Source organism: Streptomyces sp. NRRL WC-3742 (assembly GCF_000720635.1).
Taxonomy (GTDB): domain Bacteria; phylum Actinomycetota; class Actinomycetes; order Streptomycetales; family Streptomycetaceae; genus Kitasatospora.
This window is the reverse complement of record NZ_JOCF01000049.1, coordinates 1-20062: the sequence shown is the minus strand read 5'-3', so window position 1 is coordinate 20062 and position 20062 is coordinate 1. Positions and strand designations below refer to the sequence as shown.

Annotated in this window: 16 protein-coding genes; 4 read left to right on the top strand and 12 right to left on the bottom strand. The window is 74.0% G+C overall.

From position 1 onward, the window contains the following. Nucleotides 1–8: 8 nt before the first annotated feature. Both IH61_RS0125410 and IH61_RS0125405 read right to left on the bottom strand, forming a co-directional pair. Nucleotides 9–767 (bottom strand): NUDIX hydrolase, encoded by a 759-nt coding sequence (locus IH61_RS0125410; RefSeq protein ID WP_031073752.1) that lies wholly within the window; start codon nucleotides 765–767, stop codon nucleotides 9–11. A 120-nt stretch (nucleotides 768–887) separates the two neighbouring features. After that, nucleotides 888–3020: a glycogen debranching N-terminal domain-containing protein gene (locus tag IH61_RS0125405; RefSeq protein ID WP_324607618.1), complete on the bottom strand. Its 2133-nt coding sequence runs from the start codon at nucleotides 3018–3020 to the stop codon at nucleotides 888–890. A 503-nt stretch (nucleotides 3021–3523) separates the two neighbouring features. On the opposite strand from IH61_RS0125405, the gene IH61_RS0125400 reads away from it, so the two are divergent. After that, entirely contained in the window at nucleotides 3524–4840 is a 1317-nt protein-coding gene (locus IH61_RS0125400; protein WP_031073748.1) for an alpha/beta fold hydrolase, read from the top strand. Between the two features lie 49 nt (nucleotides 4841–4889). Here IH61_RS0125400 and IH61_RS0125395 read toward each other — a convergent pair whose 3' ends face one another. Next, nucleotides 4890–6368: a DUF4192 domain-containing protein gene (locus IH61_RS0125395; protein WP_051837948.1), complete on the bottom strand. Its 1479-nt coding sequence runs from the start codon at nucleotides 6366–6368 to the stop codon at nucleotides 4890–4892. 230 nt (nucleotides 6369–6598) lie between these two features. Between IH61_RS0125395 and IH61_RS0125390 the strand changes: the two genes are divergently transcribed. Both IH61_RS0125390 and IH61_RS0125385 read left to right on the top strand, forming a co-directional pair. Next, nucleotides 6599–8797 carry a RecQ family ATP-dependent DNA helicase gene (locus IH61_RS0125390; RefSeq protein ID WP_199823380.1) on the top strand — a complete coding sequence of 733 codons (2199 nt, stop codon included), beginning with the start codon at nucleotides 6599–6601 and terminating at the stop codon, nucleotides 8795–8797. Nucleotides 8798–9178: 381 nt separating this feature from the next. Continuing rightward, a complete protein-coding gene (locus IH61_RS0125385; protein ID WP_063763263.1) occupies nucleotides 9179–9895 on the top strand; it encodes a hypothetical protein in 717 nt (238 codons plus the stop codon). Nucleotides 9896–10120: 225 nt separating this feature from the next. On the opposite strand, the gene IH61_RS0125380 is transcribed toward IH61_RS0125385, so the two are convergent. From IH61_RS0125380 to IH61_RS0125370, 3 genes are all read right to left on the bottom strand, one after another. Further along, complete coding sequence (locus IH61_RS0125380) at nucleotides 10121–10810, bottom strand: hypothetical protein (protein ID WP_063763262.1); 690 nt, start codon at nucleotides 10808–10810, stop codon at nucleotides 10121–10123. A gap of 100 nt (nucleotides 10811–10910) precedes the next feature. Continuing rightward, on the bottom strand, nucleotides 10911–11609 hold the full coding sequence (locus IH61_RS0125375; protein WP_031073736.1) for a ribonuclease HII: 699 nt from the start codon (nucleotides 11607–11609) through the stop codon (nucleotides 10911–10913). A gap of 110 nt (nucleotides 11610–11719) precedes the next feature. After that, on the bottom strand, nucleotides 11720–12313 hold the full coding sequence (locus IH61_RS0125370) for a TetR-like C-terminal domain-containing protein (protein ID WP_031073734.1): 594 nt from the start codon (nucleotides 12311–12313) through the stop codon (nucleotides 11720–11722). A 141-nt stretch (nucleotides 12314–12454) separates the two neighbouring features. On the opposite strand from IH61_RS0125370, the gene IH61_RS0125365 reads away from it, so the two are divergent. Continuing rightward, nucleotides 12455–13996, top strand: a complete 1542-nt coding sequence (locus IH61_RS0125365) for an MFS transporter (protein ID WP_051837946.1) — start codon at nucleotides 12455–12457, stop codon at nucleotides 13994–13996. A 62-nt stretch (nucleotides 13997–14058) separates the two neighbouring features. Here the strand turns inward: IH61_RS0125365 and IH61_RS0125360 are convergent, their stop codons facing one another. The 6 genes from IH61_RS0125360 to IH61_RS0125335 all read right to left on the bottom strand — a co-directional run bounded on the left by IH61_RS0125360 (nucleotide 14059) and on the right by IH61_RS0125335 (nucleotide 19987). Then, entirely contained in the window at nucleotides 14059–15006 is a 948-nt protein-coding gene (locus IH61_RS0125360; RefSeq protein WP_037973344.1) for a carbohydrate ABC transporter permease, read from the bottom strand. Further along, complete coding sequence (locus tag IH61_RS0125355) at nucleotides 15003–16022, bottom strand: carbohydrate ABC transporter permease (protein WP_031073727.1); 1020 nt, start codon at nucleotides 16020–16022, stop codon at nucleotides 15003–15005. The genes IH61_RS0125360 and IH61_RS0125355 overlap by 4 nt, the downstream gene beginning before the upstream one ends. Nucleotides 16023–16194: 172 nt before the next feature. Next, on the bottom strand, nucleotides 16195–17577 hold the full coding sequence (locus tag IH61_RS0125350; RefSeq protein ID WP_078911386.1) for an ABC transporter substrate-binding protein: 1383 nt from the start codon (nucleotides 17575–17577) through the stop codon (nucleotides 16195–16197). Nucleotides 17578–17760: 183 nt separating this feature from the next. Next, complete coding sequence (locus IH61_RS0125345) at nucleotides 17761–18975, bottom strand: cytochrome P450 family protein (RefSeq protein ID WP_031073723.1); 1215 nt, start codon at nucleotides 18973–18975, stop codon at nucleotides 17761–17763. Nucleotides 18976–19168: 193 nt separating this feature from the next. Next, a complete protein-coding gene (locus IH61_RS0125340; protein ID WP_031073721.1) occupies nucleotides 19169–19747 on the bottom strand; it encodes a Clp protease N-terminal domain-containing protein in 579 nt (192 codons plus the stop codon). Between the two features lie 3 nt (nucleotides 19748–19750). Then, nucleotides 19751–19987, bottom strand: a complete 237-nt coding sequence (locus IH61_RS0125335; RefSeq protein WP_031073719.1) for a DNA-directed RNA polymerase sigma-70 factor — start codon at nucleotides 19985–19987, stop codon at nucleotides 19751–19753. Nucleotides 19988–20062 lie beyond the last annotated feature (75 nt).

The following is a 20062-nucleotide window of genomic DNA, read 5'->3' as shown; positions in this document are numbered from 1 at the left end:
AGCAGAGCTCAGGACTCAGGGCGCAGCATGGGCGGGTTGAGCACCGTGGCGCCGCCCGCGGTGAACAGCTGGGCCGGGCGGCCTCCCTGACGGGTCGTCGTGCCGCCGGAGGGCAGCAGGAAGCCGGGGGTGCCGGTGACCTTGCGGTGGAAGTTGCGCGGGTCCAGCACCACGCCCCAGACGGCCTCGTAGACCCGGCGCAGCTCGCCGACGGTGAACTCGGTCGGGCAGAAGGCGGTGGCGAGGGAGGAGTACTCGATCTTGGAGCGAGCGCGCTCCACGCCGTCCGCGAGGATGAGCCCGTGGTCGAAGGCGAGCGGGACGCCGTCCGCGGGCGTCTGGCCGAGGAGTTCGCCGACCGGGGCCCAGCGGGCACCGCTGGCGTCGCCGCCGGCGCGGGGGGTCGGCAGGTCGGGGGCGAGCACCAGGTAGGCGACGCTGACCACGCGCATCCGGGGGTCGCGCTGCGGGTGCCCGTAGGTGGCGAGCTGTTCGAGGTGGGCGCCGGCGGCGGCGGGGTTCACCGCCTCGTGGCCGGGGGCGGAGTGGGCACGCAGGCCCGTCTCCTCGGCCAGCTCCCGGGAGGCGGCCTCGGCCAGGCCCTCGTCCGGGCGGACGAAGCCGCCGGGCAGGGCCCAGTACCCCTGGTACGGCGGCTCGCCGCGTCTGACCAGCAGGGCGCAGAGCGAGTGGTCGCGCACCGTCAGCACCACCAGGTCAACGGTGACTGCGAACGGGGGGAAGGCCGACGGATCGTAGCGCGACATGGCCACGATCTTAGTCGTCTCTCTGACGATAAGCACAGGCCCCCAGCAGGGACGGGGCGGGGACAGGGGCGGGGACGGGGCAGGCACCGACCGCCCGCCCGACTGCCGGTCGGTCGGGTGTCAGCGGGCGACCAGTTGCAATTCCTCAGGGGCCTCCTCGACCATCGCCACCCCGATCCGGCTCACCCGGACCGAGAACGGCTCCCCGGCCACCCGCAGCCCGGTCAGCTCCAGCTCGCCGAGGGGCGCGGTGCTGGCGGGGCGGACCAGCACGCGGCCGCCGGGCACGTCGGGCCTCACCCCGGCGAGGGCGAACACCGCGTGCGCGGCGCCGGCCGCCGAGACGGCCGCCGGGCGGCAGGCGGCGGGGTGGGGCACCGGCGGGCTGCCCGGGGTGCGCTGCTCGCCCGCGTACATCTCGGGCAGCCGCCCCTCGAAGTGGGCGGCCGCGGCGAGCAGGCCCTCCAGCAGGGTGCCCGCCTCGTTCTCGTGGCCGGCCTCGGCGAGCCCGGCCACGGCCAGCGCCGTCTCGTGGACGCGCACCGCGCCGCCGCGGTGGCCGAGCGGGTTGAACCGGGGGGACTTGGCGCTGAGGGTGCGCAGGCCCCAGCCGCTGTCCAGCTCGGGCGCGAGCAGGCGCTGGGCGAACAGCCGGGTCTGTTCGCGGTCCAGCAGGCTCTCGTGCCGGCCGCCGTCCGCGGCGAGCCCGGTGTCGAGCAGGTGCACCAGGGAGGAGGCGAGGGCGGGCAGCGGCCGGTCTCCGGGGGCGAGCGCGGCGGCGGGACGGCCGCCGGAGAGGTCGTCGACCCAGAACCGTTCGCGGAAGCGCCCGCGCAGCCCGGCGGCCCAGTCGCGCCACTGGGCGGCTCCCGGGCGGCCGAACGCCTCCAGCAGTTCGGCGCCGTGCAGGGCGGCGCGGTGGGCCTGCGCCTGGACCTCGGCGCGGGCGGGCACGGGGTGCGCCGAGCGGTCCTCCACCGGGCGGCTCAGGTCGGTGACGAAGCCGTCGACCAGGCCCTCGCGCAGGGCGGTCAGGGCCCGCTCGGCGGCGGGCAGCAGCTCGGCCGTCTCCGCCGGGGGCAGGCCCCAGCGCCATGCCTCGGCCAGCACGGTGACGAACAGCAGGGTGGCCTCGGTGGCGGTGCAGGTGGGCGGCAGCTCGGGGCCGCCGTGGCGCAGGGCGCCGGGCAGCAGGCCCTCAGGTCGGCCGGGGGCGGGGGCGAGCTGCTGACGGCGGGCCAGCGCCCGCAGGGTGCCGGCGGCGAGCCGGGTGCCGAGCGGCAGGGTCAGCCGGGCCGCCCACAGCGCGTCGGCCGGGGCGAGGCCGAAGCGCCAGGGCGCGCCGGAGGCGGGGTAGAGGTCGGTCGGGCGGTCGGGGTCGGCGAACAGCAGCCCGCCGAGGGCGTCCAGGGAGCGGGTGACCAGCGGCGCGGCGCGGGGATCGTCGCTGCGGACCTCCGGCTCGGCCCAGGGCAGCGGGACTCCGGTACCGCGCCCACCGGGCGGCCGGGGGCCGGGGGCGGTGGCCTCCAGCTGGGCGTGCAGTTCGACCGACCAGCGGGCGCCGGGCTGCACCTCCAAGTCCCAGCGGAGCACCCCGGCTCCGGCCAGCACGGCGTGCGGGGAGGGCCTGGCGCTGACGACGGCGCTGTGCGCGGGGCCCGTCCAGCGCAGGCCGGAGGACTGCACCTGGCCCGGCAGGTCGGGCTGACGGTGACCGGCGGCGATCTCGGCGACCGGGCCGAGATCGGTGCCCAGGGTGATCTCCAGCGGCAGCCGGGCGGGCCGGGCGCCGGTGTTGCGCACCGTGACGGTCTCCACCCCGTCCGCGTGCCGCAGGCGCTCGACGGTGAGCGCCGGGTCCGGGTCGAGGTCGCCGGGGAGGCGGACGGCGCCGAGGAAGCGGGCCCGGGCGGCACTGGTCAGGGTGCCCTGGAGCGGCAGCGGCTCCATCCCGCCGAGCCGCAGCTCCATCCGGGCCAGCACCCGGACGCCGTGCTGGTAGAAGCCGTGCAGGCCGTGGCCGCGCAGCTGGCCGTCCGGGCCGGAGGCGGCCATGCCGGGGGCGTTGACGCAGAGCACCGCGTGGTGGACGGCGGGAGGCTGGGGGCGCGGCGGGGCCGGGGGACGGCCCAGGCCCGCGGGCGCGCCGCCGGGTACGGCCGACGGGGCCAGGTCCGGCCGGCCGGCCGGTCGCGGCGCGCCGACCACGGTCTCGGCCGGCAGGGCCTGTGGTGGCCTCAAGGCGGTCACCGGACTCTCCTCCCTCGGCGGTCCGGTGGCCGGGTCTGGCCGGTGGGCCGCGAACGTACTCGATCGCGTGCTGATGGTGCCGGGCCGACGGGCTGCCCCGCCGACGGATTGCCGTGCCTGGCCGTACCCGGTGCCGGGCCGTGTCATGCGGTGCGCCGCACCGCTCCGGTGGTGACGTGCCGCGCCGACCCTAAGGCCCGGCGCGATCTTCCGGCGCACGGGGCCGTCACCTCGCCGTCAACACCTCCGACGTACGGGCGCCGCCCCCGCCGTCCATAGGTGCGGGCCCCAGGGGTGAACGCCGCGAGCCGCCTCCAGGTCACGCCCGCCCCCGGGCGCCGCGGCCGGTCGCCGCACCCGCGCCCGGTGCCTGTACGGGTGGGTGGAGGCCGAACCACCGCCCGGCCGCGGTCAGGATACGGTGCGGGGGTCGCGGCGCCCCTGCTCGGTGACCCCGTGATCGGCGACGCGACCGCTGTGACCAGCAGAGACCGAGGAGTTTCATGTCCACCGTCAGCCGGCTGCCCGGGATTGTCACGACCGATCACGTCTTCCAGGTGCCCCTCGACCACGCCGCCCCGGAGGGCGAGCGGATCGAGGTGTACGCCCGCGAGGTGGTCGCCGCCGGCCGCGAGAAGGACGACCTGCCCTGGCTGCTCTTCCTCCAGGGCGGGCCCGGTGGGAAGTCCCCCCGCCCGCTCGGCCGGGACGCCTGGCTCGACCGCGCCCTGGACGACTACCGCGTCCTCCTGCTCGACCAGCGCGGCACCGGACGCTCCACTCCCGCGACCCGGCAGACCCTCGCCCGGCGCGGCGGGGCCAAGGAGCAGGCCGACTACCTGGCCCACTTCCGCGCGGACTCGATCGTGCGCGACGCCGAGTTCATCCGGCACCGGATGCTCGGCGCGGACCGCCGCTGGAGCCTGCTCGGCCAGAGCTTCGGCGGCTTCTGCACCCTCACCTACCTCTCCTACTTCCCCGAGGGCCTGACCGAGGCTTTCGTGACCGGCGGCCTCGCGGGCCTGCGCACCGGGGCGGACGACGTCTACCGGGCCACCTACCGCCAGGTGCTCCGCAAGAACGAGGAGCACTACGCCCGCTTCCCCGGGGACGTCGAGGCGGTGCGCCGGATCGCCGCGCACCTCGCCGAGGCCCCCGCCGCCCTCCCGGGCGGCGGGCTGCTCACCGTGGAGGCGTTCCAGGCACTCGGACTGATGCTGGGCGGCGGCAGCGGCTCCGGCTCCCTGCACCACCTGCTGGAGGAGGCGTGGGTGGAGGGCGCCGCCGGGCCCGAGCTCTCCGACACCTTCCTCGCCGGCGCCCAGGCCCAGCTCTCCTTCGCGGGCGGCCCGCTGTACGCCGTGCTGCACGAGTCGATCTACGGCCAGCGGTCGGTGGACGGCGGCGGCGCCACCGCCTGGGCCGCCGAGCGCGTCCGCCGGGAGTTTCCGCAGTTCGACGCCCGGGCCGCGCTGGAGACCGACGCCCCGGTGCTGTTCACCGGGGAGATGATCTACCCCTGGATGTTCGACACCGACCCGGCGCTGCGCCCGCTGAAGGAGGCGGCCGACCTGCTCGCCGCCCGCACCGACTGGCCGGACCTGTACGACCCGGCGCGCCTGGCCGAGAACACCGTGCCCGTCACGGCGGCCGTCTACCACGACGACATGTACGTGGCGGCCGCCGACTCGCTGGCCACCGCCCGCACGGTGCGCGGTCTGCGGGCGTGGGTCACCAACGAGTGGGAGCACGACGGCCTGCGGGCCAGCGGCGGCAAGGTGCTCGACCGCCTGATCAAGATGGCCCACGGAGAGGCGTAGCCCCGGCAGTCCCCGTAGCCCCCACCGGCCCGGCGGGGCGGCGAAGAGGTCAGCGCGCATGGCGGCCTCCTCTCCCCGCCCGCCGGGTGCCCCGGCACTGGTCGGCCTCGGCGCGGCGTGCCTCGGCCGAGGCGCAGGCCGACTGCCGGCCCAGGCGCACGCCCCGGGCGGGCCGCTCCCCGGAGCGGTCCGCCTCGGGAGCGCAGCGGGGCGGGGGGAGCACGGCGACCGGCCCCGACTCCGGCTCCGGCTCACCGGCCGACGCACCGCCCGGGGCGGGCCGGGTTCCGCCCTCGGGGGCGTTCCCGCCCGCCGCCGCGAGCCGCGCCCCTCCCTTGCGGCGTCCGCCCCGGCGACGGCGGCGCCCCGCCGGAGCACCCGTTGCCGGGCCCTGGCCGGGTGCCTCCTCCGGAGGATCGACGGGCGCCACCGCCTCACGCCCCTCGCGTGCCTCGCGGCGGCGCCGCTGGGCCTCGACGGCCGTCATCAGGGCCTGGGGCGCCAGACCGTCGTTGAGCGACTCGTACAGCAGCTCCGCGAGCAGGTAGCCCGGGGCGAGCCGCAGGACGTGGCCGAGCACGACCCGGGCCGTCGCCGTGTCCCCCGCGACCCAGGAGGCCCAGGCGAGCAGGGTGAGCGGAGGCACCGCGCAGTCCTCGTACGGCGGCACGGCGCGCCGGGCGAGGAAGCGCCAGAGCCGCTCGGCCGGGGCCAGCTCGGCGGGCCGGGCGTACTCGACGCCGCGGTCCCGGGTGAGGCGGTCCCGCAGGGCGACCAGCAGCCGGGCCGCCCGCTCCTCGTCGAGCTCCCGGCCGCCGGCCGCGAACTCGGCGAACGCCTGGTCGAGCAGGGCGGCGCCCTGCTCCCGGGAGACGGTGCCTGCCAGGGCCCGCTCCAGTGCCGCCCGCTGGGCCTCGGCCTCCGGCGGGCCGATCGGGGCCAGGGCGCCGACGATCGCCTTGCGGCTGCCGCGCGGCACCAGGCCGGCGACCGTGGCGGCGGCCGCCGCCGGGCCCGGGGCCGGACCGCTGCGCACCGGCGTGCCCGCGGGATCGCAGCACCCCTCGCCCCGGCAGAGGAAGGACCACCAGCGGCCGTCGGAGACGCACAGCGACTCCTTGACCGCCACGCCCCTGCGTGCGAAGGCGGCACGCAGGTCGTCCGCCAGGGGCCGCAGCCCCTCCGCGGCCGGCGGGGCGTGCGGCGAGGTGGAGTCCTGGCAGAGATAGAGGAGCACCTGGACCGGCGGACCGCCGTGCCGCTCGGAGAGCGCCACCAGCAGGGCCGCCGTCTCGTCCGCCGCGGCGGACCACTGGGCGGGCGAGTCCGGGAGGTCCGCCCGGATCACTCCGCCCTGGTGCAGGTCGGGGCCCTGGAGGCCGACCGCGACGATGCTGTCGTCGGGGTGGAACCCCAGGAGGTAGGGCAGGAGCTCGGCCATGTCGGCCGGCCCCCGCATGACGACCGGCCGGTGGCCGGAGGCCGGGCCGAGGGACAGGATGACGGGTTCGTTGTTCATCGCGTTCATGGCCGCAAGAGTGGAGTGCGTTCCGGCGAGGCCGGCGAATCTTTCCGATTCCTGTGGATAACTCCGGGAGGAAATGCCTCTTCCCTCGTTCGGCGGATATCCGCGCCACTCCCCCGGGTGAATAAAACCGCGCGTTCAACTGAAGAGCGGATGAAAGACACCTCCTCTTCGCCATCCCTCCCCCCACCGGCATTCGCCCCTTGTCGGCGGCATGGGGTTACATCGAGGCCATGCAGCAGCCCGAGATGCACATCACCGCCACCGCCACCGACCGCGCCGAGGTCAGGGCGCGGGCCGAGGCCGTCCTGCGCGAGCTCGCCGGGGCCGGCGCCGCCCTGCGCGAGGACCAGTGGACGGCCATCGAGGCCCTCGTGGTCGACCACCGCCGTGCCCTGGTCGTCCAGCGCACCGGCTGGGGCAAGTCCGCGGTCTACTTCGTCGCCACGGCCCTGCTCCGCGCCCGGGGCTCCGGGCCGACGGTGATCGTCTCCCCGCTGCTCGCCCTGATGCGCAACCAGGTCGAGTCGGCCGCCAGGGCCGGCATCCACGCCCGCACCATCAACTCCGCCAACAGCGACGAGTGGGACGAGATCCAGGCCGAGGTCGCCTCCGGCAAGGTCGACATCCTGCTCGTCAGCCCTGAGCGGCTGAACAACCCCGACTTCCGGGACCAGGTGCTGCCCGAGCTCGCCGCCTCCACGGGCCTGCTGGTGGTCGACGAGGCCCACTGCATCTCCGACTGGGGCCACGACTTCCGCCCCGACTACCGGCGGCTGCGCACCATGCTCGCCGACCTGCCGCCCGGCGTGCCCGTGCTGGCCACCACCGCCACCGCCAACGCCCGGGTCACCGCCGATGTCGCCGAGCAGCTGGGCACCGGCGCCACGGACACCGACGCCCTGGTGCTGCGCGGCCCGCTCGACCGGGAGAGCCTCACCCTGGGCGTGCTGTCGCTGTCCGACCCGGCGCACCGGCTCGCCTGGCTGGCCGACCACCTCGACCGGCTGCCGGGCTCGGGCATCGTCTACACCCTGACGGTGGCCGCCGCCGAGGAGGTCACGGCCTTCCTGCGCGAGCGCGGCTTCCCGGTCGCCTCCTACTCGGGCCGCACCGAGGACGCCGAGCGCCGCACCGCCGAGGCCGACCTGCTGGCCAACCGGGTCAAGGCCCTGGTCGCCACCTCCGCCCTGGGCATGGGCTTCGACAAGCCCGACCTCGGGTTCGTCGTCCACCTGGGCTCCCCCAGCTCGCCGATCGCCTACTACCAGCAGGTCGGCCGGGCCGGGCGCGGCGTCGACCGGGCCGAGGTGCTGCTGCTGCCCGGCCGCGAGGACGAGGCGATCTGGCGCTACTTCGCCTCGCTCGCCTTCCCGCCCGAGGAGCAGGTGCGCCGCACCATCGACGCCCTGGCCGAGGCCGGCCGCCCGCTCTCCACCGCCGCGCTGGAGCCCCGGGTGGACCTGCGCCGCGCCCGGCTGGAGACCATGCTCAAGGTGCTCGACGTGGACGGCGCCGTCCGCCGGGTCAAGGGCGGCTGGACGGCCACCGGCCAGAGCTGGGCGTACGACGGCGCCCGGTACGCCAAGGTCGCCGCCTCCCGGGAGGCCGAGCAGCGGGCGATGCGCGAGTACGCGGCGACCACCGGCTGCCGGATGGAGTTCCTACGCCGACAGCTGGACGACGAGCAGGCCGCGCCCTGCGGGCGGTGCGACACCTGCGCTGGGCCGCGCCACACCCCCGACGTCTCCGAGGAGACGCTCGCCGCCGCCCGGGCCGCGCTCGGCCGCCCCGGTGTGCCCTTCGAGCCGCGCCGGCTGTGGCCGACCGGGATGGACGCGCTCGGCGTGCCGCTCAAGGGCCGCATCCCGGCGGGCGAGCAGGCCGAGAGCGGCCGGGCGTTGGGCCGGCTCTCCGACATCGGCTGGGGCAACCGGCTGCGCAGCCTGCTGGCCGAGCAGGCGCCGGACGTGCCCGTGCCCGGCGAGGCGGTGGACGCGCTGGTGACGGTGCTGGCCGACTGGGCCCGCGGGCCGGGCGGCTGGGCCGGGCCGGCCACCTCGGAGGGCGCCAGGCTGGAGCGGCCGGTCGGTGTGGTGACCATGGCCTCCTCCTCGCGCCCCCAGCTGGTCGGCAGCCTCGGCGCGCGGATCGCCGAGATCGGGCGGCTGCCGCTGCTCGGCCGGATCGAGTACGCGGGCGGGCAGCCGCCGCACGGGGCGCGCAGCAACAGCGCCCAGCGGCTGAACGCCCTGGCCGGGGCTCTGATGCTGCCTCCGGAGGTGGAGCAGGCGGTGGCGGCGGCCGGCGGGCCGGTGCTGCTGGTGGACGACCTGGTCGACTCGGGCTGGACGGTCACCGTGGCCGCCCGGCTGCTGCGCCGGGCGGGGGCGAGCGCGGTGCTGCCGCTGGTGCTGGCGGTGCAGGGGTGAGCGGGAGAAGTTGATCCAGCCGGGACGCAGCCACCCGCGCCACTCTCACCCGTCACCCGAATGGCCTAACAGAAAGGATCACGACCGAGCGACTTCGATCACACAGGGCATCCGAACGGAAAGGACCGGTCACCATGCACCGAACGGTTCACTGCGCGCCGCATACCGCTCGGATCAAGGTCAATGACTGGTCGGCCATCACTCGACCGACACCGGAGCACACCCTCCCGACACAGAGCCATCCGGCGGCGTTCATCATTTCGTCATTGCCGCTTCACCCCTGGTTCCGCGAGAATCGGAGGGTACCCGAAATCAGGTCCGTGGGACCCGTCCTTCGGCGTACCCAGGCATCGGCCTTCCCTCGGGCCAGGAAGGAGGATCGTGATCAGCGGCAGCGACCCCGGTCAGAATCCCCTCACCAGGGGGTCCGAGGCCAGAAGACTGCTCGACATGGAGGGCTGGAGAGCCGGGGGGATTCCGCTGCTGCGCGATCCGCGCGACTTCGTGCTGGAGCTGCACCAACGGCACCTGCCCCAACCGGGCACGGTCGTGGTCGCCGTACTGGACGCGCTCCACCACCTCACCGCCTCGGCCTCCTTCACCCCCTGGCCGCACGACTCCGACGGCTGGCAGCACCGCAACGCACTGCTCACCCAGCTGCGCCGGATCACCCCGCACGACCTGCGGCTCGCCCACCCGACCCGGACCGCCGTGCTGCTTCGCTGCCGCGAGGGGGCGCCCGGCTGGACGGAGCAGGACGGCGCCTGGATGTGGGCGGTGCGCGACGCCTCCGCGCTGCACGGGCTGCGCTGCGGCTCGTACATCGGGCTCACCCCTGCGGGCTGGCAGATCCTCGGGGACGGGCGCGGCGGGCGCAATCCGCACGCGGGTTCATGGGCGGACGGGCCGGTGCACACCGTGACGGAGCTGCCGCCCCGGTCGGTGCTGGACGACGCGGCGCGCGGCCGCAGGACCAGGCAGACGGTCGACCCGGTCCGCCGCGGCGAGGGCGGGCCGCTCGCCCTCCCGACCGAGGGCCCGTGGACCCCGGCGCGGGTCTCGGCCGTGGAACCGACCCGACGCACCGGCACCCGCTGATCCCGTAACGGACGGACGGCGCCCGGCGCCTCACGACTCCGGGCCCGCGGTCACAGCGAACAGCCGAGCGGTCACGCCGACCGTCGACCGCCTGACCGGCCGACCACCGGCCAGGCAGTCGGCCGTCAGACGGTCGGTCAGCCAGTCGCGCGGTCGGCCAGCCAGTCGGGCAAGCGGTCAGCCGATCACGCCACGAGGCGCTCCGCCGGTCAGACCTTCAGCCGGTCAGACCTTCAGCCGGTCGGACCGCGCCCCGGCACCCCGCCGCCCGGGCGCGGCGCCGGCCGCCGGGCCGGCGTCGCCGCAGACCACGAGCAGCGCGGTCGCGCGGCCCAGCGCCTCGGCGTACGCCTCGGCGGCCCGGGCGGCCGGTCCGCCGTTGACCACCAGGACGACCACCTCGCGGCGGGTCTGGCGGCCGAACTTGGCGTCCGCGTAGAACACGTCGCCGCCCTCGGCGAGCTGCGCCCAGTAGCGCTCCTCACCGAAGGAGACCTCGTGCTGCTGCCAGGGGTGCGCCTCGCCGACCGTCAGCACCAGGATCTGACCCGGGTCACGGCCCGCGTCCAGCAACTGGTCGACCGCCTCGTCGGCGCGTTCCAGCGCCTGGGCCGGGCCGGCGGCGATGCGCCGGACCTCGACCTGCGGTGCGGCGGGTGCCGGGCGGCGCGGCCCGGGCTTGGGGATCGGGCGCGGCGGGCCGGGCTTGGCGGCTCCCGGCGGAGCCGGGCGCGGCGCCTGGCGGGGGCCGGGCACCGGGGCGGCGACGGTGGAAGGTGCGGTGGAGGATGCGGTGGCAGGTGTGCCGCCGGTGGCAGGCGCGTTGAGGGCTTGTGCGTCCGACTCGCGGTGGAAGGGAACGCCGGGGCCCGGGAGGCTCTCGTGAATCTCCGGCTCCTCGGGGAAGACAGGCATACCCGGATATCTATCAAATGCCGGTCGAACGCGCACGGGCACCCCACCCATTGGGCACCGAACGGTTCAACTCCACACCCAGGCAATTCCCGACGGAACGTCAGAAACCGAGCGTCAACTGTTCGTCGGCGCACCCCTGCGCGGCGCCGTCGACGTCCCGAACGCGCTTGAGGTGGCGCCACTTCGGGAGCGCGTCCAGGTACGCCCAGGAGAGCCGGTGGTGTTCGGTGGGGCCGTACTCCTCCAGCGCGGCGCGGTGCACCGGGGACGGGTAGCCGGCGTTGTCGGCGAAGCCGAATTCGGGGTGCGCCTCGCCGAGTTCGGCCATCAGTCCGTCGCGGTGGACCTTGGCGAGGACGGAGGCGGCGGCCACGCAGACGCAGGACTGGTCGCCCTTGATCACCGTGCGCACCCGCCAGGGGCCGCCCAGGTAGTCGTGCTTGCCGTCCAGGATGACCGCGTCCGGCTCGACGGGCAGGGCCTCCAGCGCGCGGACGGCGGCCAGCCGCAGCGCCGCCGTCATGCCGAGTTCGTCGCACTCCTGCGGGGAGGCGGAGCCGAGCGCGTAGGCGGTGACCCAGTCCGCGAGGACGGGGGCGAGCGCCTGGCGGCGCAGTTCGGTGAGCAGCTTGGAGTCGGTCAGCCCCTCCGGCGCCCGGCGCAGGCCCGTGACGGCCGCGCCCACGGTGACCGGCCCGGCCCAGGCGCCGCGCCCGACTTCGTCCAGCCCGACCACGACCTTGGCGCCGGCCCGGCGGAGCGAGCGCTCGACGGAGTGTGTCGGGGGGACGATGGGCATGGCGGCTTCCGTTCGACTGGGGCGGTCTCCAGCCTAAGCCCGTTCATACCCGCCCCGACCCGCCGCCGAAGCCCGCCCCGACCCTCCCCCGAAGCCCGCCCCCGATGCCCCTACCGCCCGACCATCGGCATCAGCACCTCGTCCACCAGCCGGCTCGCGTAGTCGCCCGGCATCGGCTCCGCGCCGGTCGCCTTGACGTGGTAGAAGAGCATCGCCGGTACGACGTCGGCGACCATCGGGGTGGCCACCCCGGGCCGGACGTCGCCGCGATCGATGCCGCGGCGCAGGATGTCGAGGACGGTCTCCGTGGTCGGATCGATCACCCGGCCCGTGAGGAAGTCCTTGAACATCTCGGCCTGCTGCTGGGACACCTCCCCCATGAGCGTGTGAATGGCGGCGCCCACCCGCGAGGCCGAGGCCGCCGCGAACAACTCGATGAGCTGCAGCAATTCGGCCCGGGCGGACCCGAGGTCGGGCACCGCGCGGGGGCGTGGCAGAGTGGCGTCCAGGGAGTCGATGACGAGTTCGACCTTGGACCCCCACCGCCGGTACAGCGCGGCCTTCCCGGTCCGCGCCGCGGCGGCGACTCCTTCCATCGTCAGGCGTGCGAATCCGCCGGAGGTGAGCTGGTCGAGCGTCGCTTCGAAGATCGCGTTCTCCAGTTCCTTCCCCCGCCGCCGCACCAAGCGATCCACCGCCGCCATCCACCCACCCCTTTTTAAGGAACGCTTGCGTTCACAATCAGGGCCAGGATATCGTCCCGATTAGTGAACGATCCCGTTCCTTGGCTACCGGGGCACCGAGTACCGCAGCAGCACACACATAGCCAGCAGGGGGCACATTTCGTGGCTATCTCCGACACTCTCCACAAGCAATCACAGCCGCAGCAGGGCCGCGGCAAGGGCATCACCCTGACGGTCATCGCGGCCACGCAGCTGATGGTGGTACTCGACGCCACCATCGTGAACATCGCGCTGCCGCACATCCAGGACGCGCTCAAGTTCTCGACCACCGACCTGTCCTGGGTCATCAACGCCTACACGCTGACCTTCGGCGGGCTGCTGCTACTCGGCGGCCGCGCGGGCGACATCCTCGGCCGCCGCCGGGTGTTCATCTTCGGCACCCTGCTCTTCGGCCTGGCCTCCCTGCTCGGCGGCTTCGCGCAGGACAGCGGCCTGCTGCTGGCGGCCCGCGCCCTGCAGGGCATCGGCGGCGCGATCTGCTCACCGACGGCCTTCGCCCTGATCGCCACCAACTTCGAGGAGGGGCCGGAGCGCAACAAGGCGTTCGGCGTCTTCTCCGCGGTGGCCGGCTCGGGCGCGGCGATCGGCCTGCTCGCCGGCGGTCTGCTCACCGAGTACCTGAACTGGCGCTGGGTGTTCTTCGTCAACGTGCCGATCGCGATCCTGATCGCCGTCGCCGCGCCGCGCTACATCACCGAATCGCCGCGCGTCGCCGGCAAGTTCGACCTGCCCGGTGCGATGACCTCGACGCTCGGCCTGGTCGGCCTCGTCTACGGGTTCATCCGCGCCGCCTCGGACGGCTGGTCGGACCCGGTCACGATCGGCTCCTTCGTGGGCGGCGTGATCCTGATCGCCGCGTTCATCGTGATCGAGACGCGCACCGCCCAGCCGATCACCCCGCTGCACCTGTTCGCCGACCGCAACCGCACCGGCAGCCTGGTGATGATGCTCTGCATCGCCGCGGCCATGTTCGGCATCTTCTTCTACGTCGTGCTGTTCGTGCAGGGGCCGCTCGGCTACAGCCCGTTGAAGGCCGGCGTCTCCTTCCTGCCGATCAGCGTCGCGATCATCATCACCGCCCAGCTCGCCTCCCAGCTCCAGGCCAAGTACGGCCCGAAGCCGTTCATGGCGGGCGGCGCGTTCCTCGTCACCGTCGGTCTCGCCTGGCTGACGCAGATGAACAAGGACAGCGGCTACCTGGACGGCGTCTTCGGCCCCACGGTCGTCTTCGGCCTCGGCATGGGAATGATCTTCGTCCCGGTCATGCTGATCACCGTCTCGGGTGTGGCCGGCGAGGAGACCGGCGCCGCGTCCGGCCTGCTCAACTCCATGCAGCAGATCGGTGGTTCGCTCGGCCTGTCGATCCTGACCACGGTCTTCGCCACCTACGCCAAGGACGAGGCCGCTGTTCAGGTGCCGAACTTCCTGAAGACGGCGACGCCGGAGCAGCTGGCGTACTTCAAGGAGAACCAGAACTTCCCGCAGGGCACCGACGCCGCCAACATGGTGCTGACCCAGGGCATCTCGCACGGCTTCATCGTGGGCGCCGCCCTCGCCGGGGTCGCCTTCCTGGTCGCGGTCTTCGCGATCAAGGCCAAGGCCAGCGACCTGCAGGGCTCCGCCTCCGGCGTCGCGATGCACTGACGACCGGCGACACACGCGCGTACGGCCGGCCGGGGACCTCCCGGCCGGCCGTACGCGCGTGTTCAGCCCTTCACCGACCCCGCCAGCAGCCCCCGCACGAAGTACCGCTGCAGGCCGAAGAACACGGCCAGCGGCACGATGATCGACAGGAACGCCCCCGCCGTCAGCAGTTCCCAGCGCCCGCCGAAGGACCCTGACAGCTGCGCCAGCCGCACCGTCATCGGCGCCACCTCCGGGGTGCCCCCGGCGAAGGTCAGCGCGACCAGCAGGTCGTTCCAGACCCACAGGAACTGGAAGATCGCGAACGAGGCCAGCGCCGGGGTGCACAGCGGCAGCACGATCGAGCGGAAGATCCGGAAGTGCGAGGCGCCGTCCACCACCGCCGCCTCCATCAGGTCCCGCGGCAGCTGGGCGATGAAGTTGTGCAGCAGGAACACCGCCAGCGGCAGCGCGAACATCGTGTGCGCCAGCCAGACCGGCGCATAGCTGCCCTTGAGGTCCACCGCCGGGATCAGCGTCAGCGGGCCCAGGTGCGCACCGCCGGAGAACAGCCGCAGCAGTGGGATCAGCGCCATCTGCAGCGGCACCACCTGGAGCCCGAAGACCGTCAGGAACACCGCGTCGCTGCCCCGGAACCGCACCCAGGCCAGCACGTACGCGGCCATCGCCGCCAGCACCAGCGGGAACACCGTCGCCGGGATGCTGATCGCCAGCGAGTTCACCAGGTACGGCATCAGCCCGGTGGAGACGCCGGAGCCGCCCTCGAAGAGCACCGAGTGGTAGTTGCCGAAGCCGAAGTCCGGGTGGAGGAGGGCGTTCCACCAGCCGTCGGCCGTCACGTCCTGCTTGGGGCGCAGGGAGGTGACCAGCAGGCCGAGCGTCGGGATCGTCCACAGCACCGTCATCGCGATCACGAACACCGAGGCCAGCGGGGAGCCGAAGGCCCTGCGCACCGAGCGCAGCGACCGCGCCGACCCCTCCCGTCCGCCTTCCCTGATCAGCGCGCTCACCGCACCTCACGCTCCTTCCGCAGCTGGACGATGTTGTAGGCCACCAGCGGCAGCACGGCCAGGAAGAGCAGCACCGCCAGCGCGCTGCCCCGCCCGTCGTTGAACTGCGAGAAGGACTGCGAGTACATCTCGTTGGCCAGCACCTGGGTGCCGAAGTTGCCGCCGGTCATGGTGCGGACGATGTCGAAGCACTTCAGGGTGATGATCATGACGGTGGTCAGGACGACCATCACCGTGGTGCGGATCATCGGCACGGTGACGTACCAGAACAGCCGCGCCCCGCTCGCGCCGTCCAGCCGGGCCGCCTCCACCACCTCGGACGGGATCGCCTTGATCGCCGCGGACAGGACCACCAACGCGAAGCCCGTCTGCACCCAGACCATCACCGCCATCAGCAGGAAGGTGTTCAGCGGCTGGGAGAGCATCCAGTTCGGCGGATCGTCCCAGCCCAGGGCCACGGCGACCTGGCTGAGCAGGCCGATCTGGTGCTGCCCGGGGCCGCGCGACTCGTAGACGAACTTGAAGATGATCGACGCGCCGACCAGCGAGATCGCCATCGGCATGAAGATCAGCGACTTGTAGACCGACTGGCCGCGCATCCGGTCCACCATCAGCGCCAGCAGCAGGCCCAGGCCCGTCGCCACCAGCGGGACGACCGCCAGCCACAGCAGGGTGTTGAGCAGCACGTGCCGCACGTCGTCCGAGGTGAACGCCCAGTGGAAGTTGTCCTCGCCGACGAACCGGCTGCCGTCGTCGTTGTGCAGGCTCAGGTAGACGGTGCGCACCAGCGGCACCACCAGGCCGACGAGCAGGAGCAGCACGGCCGGGCCGAGGAACACCAGGACGGCCAGCGGGCGGGCGAGCCGGCCCCGGGCGCGGCCGGCGACGAAGAAGACCACCAGCAGGATGCCGAGGAAGCCGGCGACGGCGCCGAGGGTGTTGCCGAACTTGAGCGCCGCGTCGCCCCAGGCGCCGGTGGCGAGCGCGACGGGCGGCGGTGAACCGGGTACGGGCATGGGGGTGCTTCCCTTCGGGTCCGATCACCTTCCGGTGCAAGCGAGCGAGCGAGCACGCGCGAGCGTGCGAGGGAGAGGGAGGGGCGGGCGGTGCGGGTGGGTGGCCCCGCACCGCCCTCGGCAGGTGGTCCCGGTGAGGCCGGCCGATGCGGCCCCGGCCGCCGCGGGCCGGCTACTGCGGCCAGGCGGCGTCGATGTCGGCGGCGGTCTTCTGGATCGACTGGCCCTCCGCGAACCAGGCCGTCAGCGACTTCCACTCCTGCCCGGCGCCCACCGCGGCCGGCATCAGGTCGGAGGCGTCGAAGCGGAAGGTGGCGGCCGGGTCGGTCAGCGCCGCGGCCGAGAGCTGGTCGATCGGATCGGTGTACAGGCTCTTGTCCACGCCCTGGTTGGCCGAGACCCAGCCGGTCGCCGTCCTCACCCGGCTGCTCGCCCACTCCGTGCTGGACAGGTAGTTCTGCACCGCCTGCACCTCGGGCTTGCCGGAGAAGGCGGCCAGGAACTCGCCGCCGCCCTCGACCGGGCTGGGGATCGACGGGTTCACCGCCGGCAGGTGGAAGGCGAAGACGTCCCCGTCCGGGCCGACCTTGGTGCCCTTGGGCCACTGCGCCTCGTAGAAGGACGCCTGCTGGAGCATCGCGCACTTGCCGGTGAGGACCGGCGCGCCCGCGTCCTGGAACGTGGTGGTGGCGATCGACTTGACGTCGCCGTAACCGCCGTTGACCCAGGCCGGGTTCTGCAGCCAGTCGGCGACGGTCCTCATCGCCGTCTGGATCCTCTCGTCGGAGAACTTGACCTGGTGGCCCACCCACTGGTCGTACACATCACCGCCGTACGTGCCCAGCACCACCTCCTCCAGCCAGTCGGTGGCCGGCCAGCCCGTAGCCGTGCCGGAGGCGATGCCGCCGCACCAGGGCCTGGGGCCGCCGGCCTTGGCGATCCGGTCGCTGAGCGCCATCAGGTCGGCCCAGGTCTTCGGCACCTCGTAGCCGGCCGCCTTGAACGCCTTCGGCGAGTACCAGACCAGCGACTTCATGTTGGCGCTCATCGGCGCCGCGTAGAAGGTGCCGTTGACCGAGCCGTACGTCTTCCAGACCGGGCTCCACTTGTTCTGGTTCTCGACGGTCTTCGCGGGCGGCTTGACGACCTTGCCGCTCTTCACCATCTGCGCCAGCAGGCCCGGTTGGGGGATGATCGCGAGGTCCGGGGTGTTGCCGCCGGCCACCCGCACGGGCAGCTGCGACTCGAAGTCGTTGGACCCCTCGTAGCTGATGCTGATCCCGGTGCACCGGCTGAACTCGGCCCAGGACTTCTCCAGGTTGTCCGACTCCGGGCTGAGGATCGAGGCGAACATCGTCACCTTGGTCCCCGAGTGTCCCGCGTACTCCTGGTACTTGGCGCAGTCACCGGTCATCGACGACGCTGAGCCGCCGCCACCGGAACCACTCGAACTGTTGGAGCAGGCCGCCGTCAGGGCCAGCACCGCCAACAGGGCGGGTACGGCGGCGATTCTGCGGCGTGAACCCGGGGACGGCGCGTTCGGGTTGAGGGTCAATGCGGTTCTCCTCGCCAGGGCGTGCTGCCGGCTGTGAGCTGAACGACATTGCGCTGTACGGGAGTTGGCGTACGGGGATCGCAGGGTGAACGAACGACCGGGCGGCCGAACCGATCCGTCGACGTTAACGCAGCCACCCGCCGCCGTCGAGATCCGCGTCCGGCCTTCCCGCCGCTCCTCCCCTCAGCGGAGCCGGACCGGCAGCTCCAGCAGGCTGTTGACCACCAGCGACGGGCTCATCCGCAGTTCGCCGTCCGGCACCGCGAGGGCGAGGTCCGGGAAGCGCTCGAACAGCGCCGGCAGCGCGACCCCCGCCTCCAGGCGCGCGAGCGGCGACCCCGGGCAGACGTGCGGGCCGTGGCCGAAGGACAGGTGGCGGCTCTGGTCGCGGGTGACGTCGAACAGCTCGGCCGTCACCCCGTGCTGCAGCGGGTCCCGGCCGATCGCGTTGTACGAGACCAGCACCGGCTCCCCCGCCGGGATCACCAGGTCGCCGACCTCGATGTCCTCCGCGGCGAAGCGGAACAGGAAGTTGCTGGTCGGCGGCGTCCAGCGCAGCGACTCCTCCACCACCGCGTCCCAGGACACCTCCCCCGAACGCACCAGCGCCAGCTGCTCCGGGTGCGCCAGCAGCGCCCGGACGGCGTTGCCGATCAGGTTCACCGTCGTCTCGTGCCCGGCCGCGATGATCACCCGCAGGGTGGCCGCAGCCTCCGCGTCGGTCAGCGCCCCGCCCTCGGCGTCGGCCGCCAGCAGGGCGCTGGCCAGGTCCTCGCCGGGGGCCGAACGGCGCTGCGCCACCAGGTCGTTGACGAAGGCGTTCAGGGCGGCGACCGTCGCCCGGATGCCCTCCGGGTCCGGCTTGATGCCGAAGAACCGCTCGTACAGGTCACGCAGGACGGCGTGGTCGCGCTCCGGCACGCCCAGCAGGGAGCAGATCACCGTCATCGGCAGGGGGAAGGCGAAGGCCGCCTTCAGGTCCACCACCGGCTCGCCCGCCGCGAGGCCGTCCAGCAGGGCGCGGGTGATCTCCTCCACGCGCGGGCGCATCAGCTCGACCCGGCGCGGGGTGAACGCCTGGGCGACGATCGCTCGCAGCCGGCGGTGCTCGGCGCCGTCCGTGGTGACCATGCTCGGGCCGGGCACCGCGAGGCCGATCAGCGGCCAGTTCGCGGGCACCTCGCCGCGCTGGTAGGCGGCCCAGTGCCGGGCGTCCTTCACCAGCCGGGCGTCGGTGAGAAGGTCGCGCGCGGCCGCGTGCCGCGCCACCGCCCAGGCGGCGACCCCGCCGGGCAGGACCACCGGCACCACCGGTCCGGCCGCCCGCAGCAGGGCGCCTTCGGCGGCGCTGTCGCGGGCCAGCGGGTCGAGGGCGATCGGGGCCGGGGCGGCGGTCATCGGCGGTCTCCTTCGGGCGACGGGGTGGCAGGCGGGCGCACACCAGACCGCCCGGCGACGTCGGGAAACGTCTCCGGGCGGCTGTTCGGTTCACGCGATTCGGCCGATCATAGTCATTCGGTCCACCGACTCAAGCGGACGACTGACGGGCCGTCCGGCCCCCGCACGCACCGCACACGCACCACCCCCGGGTTCACCCGGCCTCCGTGGTCAGCGCCTTCTCGACCGCACTCCGGACCGCGGCGAGGTCGAGCCCGTGGTCGGCGATCACCCGCACGCCCAGCCCCTCTCCCTCGCGGATCACCCCGAGCAGCAGGTGGCCCACGCCGATGTGGCCCGACCTGAGCTGCAGCGACTCGCGCAGCGACAGCTCCAGGGCCTTCTTCGCCCGGGCCGTGAAGGGTGCCCGCCCGAAGGAGACCGACCCGGAGCGGAACCACCCCCGGCGCTTGGGCTCCTGCGCCACCGGAACGTCCAGCGCACCCTCCCCGAACACGGACTCGACGGCCTCCCGCACCGCGTCCAGGTCCACCCCGATCGAGGCCAGCGCCTCCGCCCGGCCCTCCTCCCCGAGCAGGCGGCGCACGGCCGCCCGCGCCGTCTCCAGGTCCAGCCCGGCGTCGATCAGCACCGCGGCGGACGGGTCGCCGACCTGCCGCAGGGCCGCCAGCAGCAGGTGCTCCGTCCCCACGGAGGAGTGGTGCAACTCCCGCGCCTCCTCCTGCGCCGCGACCACCGTCTGCCGTGCCGCCTCGGTGAAACGCTCGAACATCGCTCAGCCTCCGTCCTCGTCCTTGCCGGGCCCACGTCGGGCGTACTTCTTGTGCACCGCCTGCCTGGTCACCCCGAGGCAGACCGCGATGTCCTGCCAGGACCAGCCCTGCGCACGGGCATTGCCCACCTGCAGGCCCTCCAGGCGGTCCGCGAGATCACGAAGGGCGCGGACCGCCCGGAGCCCCACGGCGGGGTCGCGGCTGCTCGCCGCGGCCGCGAGTTCTCCGCTGTCGCTCATGCTGTCAACTATGGTTGACACCTCCCCGTGGCGTCAACCCTGGTTGACAACAAGAAGAGGCGGGGGGGGGGGGGG